The sequence below is a fragment of the Cesiribacter andamanensis AMV16 genome (assembly GCF_000348925.1).
Lineage (GTDB): Bacteria > Bacteroidota > Bacteroidia > Cytophagales > Cyclobacteriaceae > Cesiribacter > Cesiribacter andamanensis.
In genome coordinates, this window is the sequence record NZ_AODQ01000182.1 from 1 (window position 1) to 6,957 (window position 6,957).

Consider the following 6,957-nt stretch of genomic DNA (forward strand, 5'->3'; position numbering starts at 1 on the left):
GTTCAGCCCTTAATCTCTCACTCTCGTAGGGGAGAACATCCCAGTTGGTAGAAAACTCCTCCCATATTTCCTTGTCCAATTTGCTGGTATTGGAAGCCCCCTTGATGCCTCGGGCTTGCAGGCTTGGATCAAGACTGGCAAAATTCACCAATTTGTACGCTATCGAATTAGAGGTTCTTCCTAACAGGCCAGCTAGCCGGATCACTTCAGGATTATTTCTGTGCAGCTTTCCGAATGGAAGCTTACAATACAAATTAATGGCAAGGATAAGCTCTTCTCTTGTCCAAAGTTTCTGTCCTGCTTTCATAGGCTGGTATAATGGACCCCGAAAATAGGACAGCGATTTAAAGTGTAAAAACCATTAAATTGTTAACCTATGCAAAAGCGAAGATCATTTTCTGCCGAGTTCAAAGCCAAGGTAGCCATTGAGGCGCTAAAAGAACAGCAAACCCTTCAGGAGCTGGCTCACAAATTCGAGTTACACCCCAATCAGATTTCCGCCTGGAAGCAGGAGTTTCTGCTGAACTCTGCCAGTGTATTTGCTCAAGGCAAGAAGAAGCAACAGGAGTCTGTGGATACAGGCAAGCTTTACGAGGAAATTGGCAGGCTGAAGGTAGAGGTAGATTTTCTAAAAAAAAGAGTCTAGCAAAGCCTGTGGTTGAAAAAAGAACCATGATTGATGTGGATCATCCTACTTTGAGCATTAGCAGGCAGTGTAAGCTTGTGGGCCTGTCCAGATCGGTGTTCTATTACCAGCCTGCAAAAGCTGATGAAGAGAACCTACGGCTCATGGAGGAAATCGATAAACTCTACCTGAAGTACCCCTTCTATGGCAGCCGTAAGATGGCCAAAGAACTAAAGCTTCGGGGCTATGAGGTAAACAGAAAACGTATCCAGCGGCTCTATCAACTCATGGGTATACAGGCCGTTGGGCCAAAGCCCAATACCAGCAAACCGATGCAGGGCCACAAGATTTACCCTTACCTGCTCAGGAACTTGAAGATCGAAAGCATCAATCAGGTGTGGGCAACGGATCTGACATATGTTCCTATGCCTACAGGTTTCATGTACTTGATGGCCGTGGTGGATCTCTATAGCCGAAAAGTCATCAGTTGGGGCCTGTCTAACAGCATGGATACCGACTTCTGCTGTAGAGTTCTGAAGGAGGCTCTGCAAATAGGTAAGCCTGAGATTTTCAACACTGACCAGGGCAGCCAATTTACCAGCGATGCCTTTACAGAGATTCTCAAGCAGCACAGCATCCAAATCAGCATGGACGGTAAAGGAAGGGCCATTGATAACATCTTTGTAGAAAGGCTGTGGAGAAGTGTAAAGTATGAATACCTTTACCTGCAGAGGCCTGAATCCTGTCAGAATCTTTACCAAGGCTTGAAGCAATACTTCCTATTTTACAACCAGGAAAGACTGCACCAGTCGCTGGACTATAAGACCCCAGAAAGCATCTATAACATGGCTGCTTAATTCAACTTAAAACTATCCCAATGCTGTCCTATGCTTGGGGTCCACCTAATGGATACAAGATTTAGGAAGCCCTCAAGGGGGTTAAGCTTAAAGATTTCTAACAGGTACTTAATGATGGATAATGCGTTGCCTCATTTAAGGTATAATAACACAAGATTTAAGATTGACTGCAAGTATTTTCTTATACTTGGGAATATTTGTAGCACTTGCTACGTCAGGCTGTCACCAACCAGTTCTGGAGCAACTTAACCCATGCCCCACTCCCAAAAGCATCTCTCTTTCTACAGCAAGGCTTTTACAAAGCTGAAAAGAGCGCATGCCTATGGAGGCGCACCCCATAAACCAGTCCTGCTGCTGAGCATGCTGCATCTGATCCATACGGGTCAGCTTCTGCAAAACAGGATCTATATCACCCCTGAGCTGGTAAGCACCTTTAAGGATTTCTGGCGGCAACTGGTCACAACACCACATACGCCCAACTTTGCACTGCCCTTTTATCACCTGCGGTCCGAGGGTTTCTGGCACCTGATGATCAAGCCCGGGCATGAACTGGCCCTAACCGCTTCACACTCCATTAAAAGCTTTGGTAGCCTGCAGGCGGCCGTTGCCTGGGCGGAGCTGGATGGTGAGCTTTTTCTGCTGCTGCAGGATCCGGAAAACCGTGCGCTGCTGCGCATGCTGCTTTTAGAAACTTACTTTAAGGACTATGCGGATGCTCAGCTACAGCCCGCCACCCCCTACCTCTTTCAGCTGGAGGCAGAAATGCTGCAGGAATCTCCCCAGCTCTACCAGACCAAATACCAGGAGCTGCAGCGGCAGCTCAGCCGGGAAGAACTGGAAGAGGAAACTTTTGTACGAGATGGCGCCTTTAAAAAAGTAATCGCCAACCTCTACGGCCATACCTGCGCCATCTCCGGCCTGCGGGTAGAAGCCACCCAAAACATTTCCATGATCGATGGCTGCCATATCAAGCCCTGGAGCCTGAGCCATGACGATACAGCCACCAACGGCATTGCCCTATGCCCCAACCTGCACCGGGCTTTCGACCGGGGGCTGATCAGCCTGGATGATGAGTACCGCCTGCTGCTCTCCCCTCATTTTGTGGAGGCGGAGGCATCGCCCTATGGAATAGCCCAGTTCAGGGGAAAACAGGTGCTGCTGCCACAAAATGCCAGCTGGTATCCGGCGCAGGAGAATCTGGCCTATCACCGGGAACGGGTGTTCCTCCGCTAAGGAGGGGGCAGGGGGAGGGCCTTGGGATTCTCCGCACTTTTGCGGAGGATAAGGGGCGTAATCTCCGCATCCTCCTTCTCTATCCCCGCGTTGCAGAGGCCAAATTGCATAGTTACGTTGCCGGCCTCCCCTGAAAAACGCTTATGGTCTGTGAAAAACACTTACGATTAGCCGCTCCTTATGAAAAGAACTTATCAAGTAACCTTTCAGGAGATCAAAGATCCACTAACATCACTTCTTAACGATTGTAGGCCATACCGCAAAAATTATCATGCCGAACAGCCCTTTGCAAGATTAACATATGATGGGGTATGGTACTTGAAGGGTAGGAGCAACAAGGGGCTGCCTTACTGTAAGAAAACGGTTTTGTTCAGGCGGGCAGATTCTTTTGCTGCTTCTAGAATTTCTACGACCGTTACATTAACGGGCAGCCCATACAGGTCATGGGCATCCAGTTTTAGCTGGCCTTTTACCACCGAAGCGAATAGGGAAAAAGGGTCGGTGTAGGGATCGGGGCGGGGGGGTAGCGCCACTACGTCTTCAGGAGCGTTTTCGGCCAACCGCTGCCGCACCGTGCTGGCATCTACGGCAAGGGCATAGCCGGTGGTGCCATAGACCTCCATATCCTTGCGGGGAAAGGTCCAGTTCCACGAGGCCTGGATAATGCATTGTGCCTTGGGATACTGCAGGATGATGCTCGCTTCATCATCTACCTGTTTATAAATATGGGGCTTATTCTGATGGGTAACCGCAGTTACAGAAAGGGGCTTTTCGCCTTTCAGGAGCCAGGTCATCAGGTTGGCACCATAACAGCCAAAATCAAATAAGGCCCCGGCACCACTTTTTGCAGGATCTGTCAGAATCTCCAGAAACTCCTCGCTTACGCCAAGCTCTTTAGGCCCCTGGTGCCCGTCGTTTACCAGTACTTTCCGGAGTTCGCCCAGCTTACCCCCTTCCAGCAGCTGATTCACATGCTGATTGCTGGCATACCAGGAGGTTTCAAAATTGGTGAGTACCTGAATGGCATGTTTCCGGGCAAGGGCCTGCATTTCCCGGGCGTCGGCAAAGGTGGTCGCCAGCGGCTTTTCTACCATCACATGTATTTTCCGGGGGGCGCAGGCTCTCACTACCGTAATATGCTCACTGATGGGGCCAAAGGCAGAAACGGCTTCCGGCTTTACCTGGTCCAACATGGTGTTCAGGTCGCTAAAAAACAGCTTACGGTCCAGATTATAGCGCCTGGCATACCTGTTCACCAGGGCCTGATCCGTCTCATAAATCCCCACCAGTACATTGTCACTTTTACCAGGCCGGTTAAAAAACCAGTCTACATGACCATGGCTTAAACCTGCTAGTGCTATTCTCATAGGGGATTGGGCATAGGTTGGTGAAAAAGAGACTAGACAAAAAAGGGCTGCCAGTAGGTATTTCATGCCTTAGTGGATTATAAAAAATGAACAATGGGGGCTACGGCCAAGTTAGCAAAATTCATGAACGAATGTACGTTTAAGAGAAGTGATGCCAGACCACAGCTGCCGCATATTGGACTATAAGTAATCCCCAGAGGAAGGCCCCTACCCGTATGGGGATGACGCCATTATTCAAGGGGACCTATGAGATGGCAACCTGCCGGCAGCGAATTGTTTTCACAGCACCCCCCTTTTTTTGTCTGCTATCCATTTAACTCCATATATTGGGGCCAAATTCAGCCTCATGCCTCAGCCAACTGCCTCTCCTGCCGCCAGCCCCAAGGGGGGACTGGTCAACAAATTTCTGGATGTGATCGAACGGGCCGGAAACAAGCTGCCCGATCCGGCCATTCTCTTCTTTGTGCTAATGATCGCCATCTGGGTCCTGTCGGCCCTGCTGTCGGGCTTCTCCTTTTCGGAAATTGACCCCCGCTCAGGTGCACCCATTGTGGTGAACAACCTGCTGCAGGGCGGTGCGCTGGCCGCTTTCCTGGCCAATATGGTGACGACCTTTACCAGCTTTGCCCCCCTGGGCATAGTGCTGGTGGCCATGCTGGGGGTAGGGGTGGCCGAGCATGCGGGCTACATCAATGCCGGCCTGAAAAGTATGCTGACCGTAACGCCCAAAATGCTGCTCACCCCCATGCTGATCCTCATTGCGCTGGTGTCGCATACGGCCACCGATGCGGGCTATGTGCTGGTGATCCCGCTGGGCGGGGTGATCTTTTATGCGGCCGGCCGCCATCCGCTGGTGGGCATTGCGGCGGCCTTTGCGGGCGTATCCGGCGGCTTTAGCGCCAACTTTATCCCCTCGGGCATCGATCCGCTGCTGCAGGGCTTTACCCAGTCGGCCGCCCAGATCATCGACCCCAACATCCAGCTCAATCCCCTCAATAACTGGTTCTTTACCTCGGCTTCCACGCTGCTGATCGTACTGCTGGGCTGGTACATTACCGAGCGCATTGTGGCCCCCCGCCTGAAGGGGGTGGCTCTGGATGGCGATATGGAAGACATTCCCACCATGGATACGCTTTCGCCCCGGGAAAAGCGGGCGTTCTGGGTGGCCAACCTGGCTATTTTGGCTTGCTTGCTGGTGCTCTTTTTCTGGGCCTGGCCCCAGGATTCGGCCCTGCGCTCGGAGCAGGGGGAGCTGACGGCCTTTACTGCCCCGCTGATGCGCTCCATTGTGCCCTGGATCATGATCATCTTCCTGATTCCGGGCGTAGTCTACGGCCTGATGTCCGGCACCTTTAAAGGAGGGCGGGATGTGATTGCCAGCATGACCAAGTCGATGAAGAGCATGAGCTATTACATTGTGATGGCTTTTTTCTGTGCGCTCTTCATTGATGCCTTTGGCCGCTCCAACCTGGGCGCCCTGCTGGCCCTGAAAGGGGCGGATTTTCTTAAAAGCATGGCCCTGCCCGGGCAGGTTACCATTGTGGGCATTGTGTTCCTGACGGCCTTTGTAAACCTCTTTATCGGCTCGGCTTCGGCCAAATGGGCCCTGATCGCCCCCATCATGGTGCCCATGCTGATGCAGGTGGGCATCTCGCCCGACCTGACGCAGGCCGCCTACCGGGTGGGCGATTCGGTCTCCAACATCATCACGCCCCTGATGCCCTACTTTCCGCTCATTGTGGTGTTCTGCCAGAAGTGGGTCAAAAATACGGGCATTGGCACGCTGGTGTCCATGATGCTGCCCTATACCTTCTTCTTTGGCCTGATCTGGACCATCTTCCTGATCATTTACTGGATGCTGGGCATTCCCCTTGGGCTGCAGTCTACGTATGAGTACGTACCGCTATAACCCGCAGCCACTGGAGGCTGCTTGTTTCGCTAAACCAATGATTTACCTTATTACAACGCTTTTATATGAAATTCCTTAGCTTCTTGCTCTGCCTCAGCCTGCTATCTGTTAGCCCAGTGCTGGCGCAATCGAAAAAAGAACTGAAAGCCCAGGTGCAGCGCCTCACAACCGAGCTGACCGAGCTGAAAAAACCCAAAGAGGCCGATCTGAGCCAGGAGCACAGCCGGGTGAGCTATGCGATTGGGGTAATGATTGCCACCAACATGCAGCAGCAGCCCTTCGATTCGCTGGATGTGGAGGCTCTTTCGCTGGCCTTTCGGGATGTGCTGAATGGAGGAGAGGTGCAGCTGCAGCCGCAGGAAGCCGAAACCATCATCCAAACCTACATGCAGCAAGTGATGGAAGCCAGAAGCGCACAGGCCCGTGAAGAAGCCCGGGCTTTTCTGGAGCAGAACCGCACCAAAGAAGGGGTGGTGCAAACCGCCAGCGGCCTGCAATACAAGGTGATTAAAGCAGGAAGCGGCAAAACACCCGGCCCCAACGACCGGGTTACGGTACACTACACCGGCATGCTAACGGATGGCACGGTCTTCGACAGCTCCCTGGAGCGGGGCGAGCCTGTTACCTTTGGCGTAAGCCAGATCATTCCGGGCTGGACGGAAGCCCTGCAGCTGATGAAAGAAGGCGCCAAGTGGACCCTGTTCATCCCCGCCGAGCTGGCCTATGGCGAGCGGGGCGCCGGCAACGACATTCCCCCCTATGCCACCCTCATCTTTGAGGTAGAACTGCTGAAGGTGGAGTAGAGGTAGAAACCTTGCGTGTAGTATAACACAGAGGGTAATCACTCGAGTGGATAGTTGGACTGCTGCAACTCTTTCAGAGATGTCAGTACGTTGGATGAGCTACGAATTGGCATTCCCACCTAACGTATCCATATCGTACGAATCCCCCTTGGCAGGGTAGGGG

At 52.3% G+C, this 6,957-nt stretch carries 5 protein-coding genes and 1 pseudogene; 4 read left to right on the forward strand and 2 right to left on the reverse strand.

Going from position 1 to position 6,957, the window contains the following annotated elements:
• A pseudogene (locus ADICEAN_RS23440) lies at window positions 1-307 on the reverse strand (HNH endonuclease); the annotation flags it as partial.
• Window positions 308-376: 69 nt separating this feature from the next.
• Between ADICEAN_RS23440 and ADICEAN_RS19715 the strand changes: the two are divergent.
• Window positions 377-1,482 (forward strand): IS3 family transposase gene (locus tag ADICEAN_RS19715; protein ID WP_394330775.1). Its coding sequence is split into 2 segments (ribosomal slippage): window positions 377-643 and window positions 646-1,482, totalling 1,104 coding nucleotides; the frame shifts between segments, so codons are not numbered across the junction.
• A gap of 252 nt (window positions 1,483-1,734) precedes the next feature.
• On the forward strand, window positions 1,735-2,715 hold the full coding sequence (locus ADICEAN_RS19720; protein ID WP_009197429.1) for an HNH endonuclease: 981 nt from the start codon (window positions 1,735-1,737) through the stop codon (window positions 2,713-2,715).
• A 347-nt stretch (window positions 2,716-3,062) separates the two neighbouring features.
• Here the strand turns inward: ADICEAN_RS19720 and ADICEAN_RS19725 are convergent, their stop codons facing one another.
• Entirely contained in the window at window positions 3,063-4,148 is a 1,086-nt protein-coding gene (locus tag ADICEAN_RS19725; protein ID WP_009197431.1) for a Gfo/Idh/MocA family protein, read from the reverse strand.
• A 280-nt stretch (window positions 4,149-4,428) separates the two neighbouring features.
• On the opposite strand from ADICEAN_RS19725, the gene ADICEAN_RS19730 reads away from it, so the two are divergent.
• Both ADICEAN_RS19730 and ADICEAN_RS23635 read left to right on the forward strand, forming a co-directional pair.
• On the forward strand, window positions 4,429-5,991 hold the full coding sequence (locus tag ADICEAN_RS19730) for an AbgT family transporter (RefSeq protein WP_009197432.1): 1,563 nt from the start codon (window positions 4,429-4,431) through the stop codon (window positions 5,989-5,991).
• 65 nt (window positions 5,992-6,056) lie between these two features.
• Window positions 6,057-6,794, forward strand: coding sequence for an FKBP-type peptidyl-prolyl cis-trans isomerase (locus ADICEAN_RS23635; RefSeq protein ID WP_009197433.1), 738 nt, complete (start codon window positions 6,057-6,059; stop codon window positions 6,792-6,794).
• Window positions 6,795-6,957: the final 163 nt, after the last annotated feature.

Bases quoted from the DNA above. Each gene is read 5' to 3' on its own strand.
- ADICEAN_RS19720 (WP_009197429.1), top strand. From the start codon at position 1,735: ATGCCCCACTCCCAAAAGCATCTCTCTTTCTACAGCAAGGCTTTTACA.
- ADICEAN_RS19725 (WP_009197431.1), bottom strand. From the start codon at position 4,148: ATGAAATACCTACTGGCAGCCCTTTTTTGTCTAGTCTCTTTTTCACCA.
- ADICEAN_RS19730 (WP_009197432.1), top strand. From the start codon at position 4,429: ATGCCTCAGCCAACTGCCTCTCCTGCCGCCAGCCCCAAGGGGGGACTG.
- ADICEAN_RS23635 (WP_009197433.1), top strand. From the start codon at position 6,057: ATGAAATTCCTTAGCTTCTTGCTCTGCCTCAGCCTGCTATCTGTTAGC.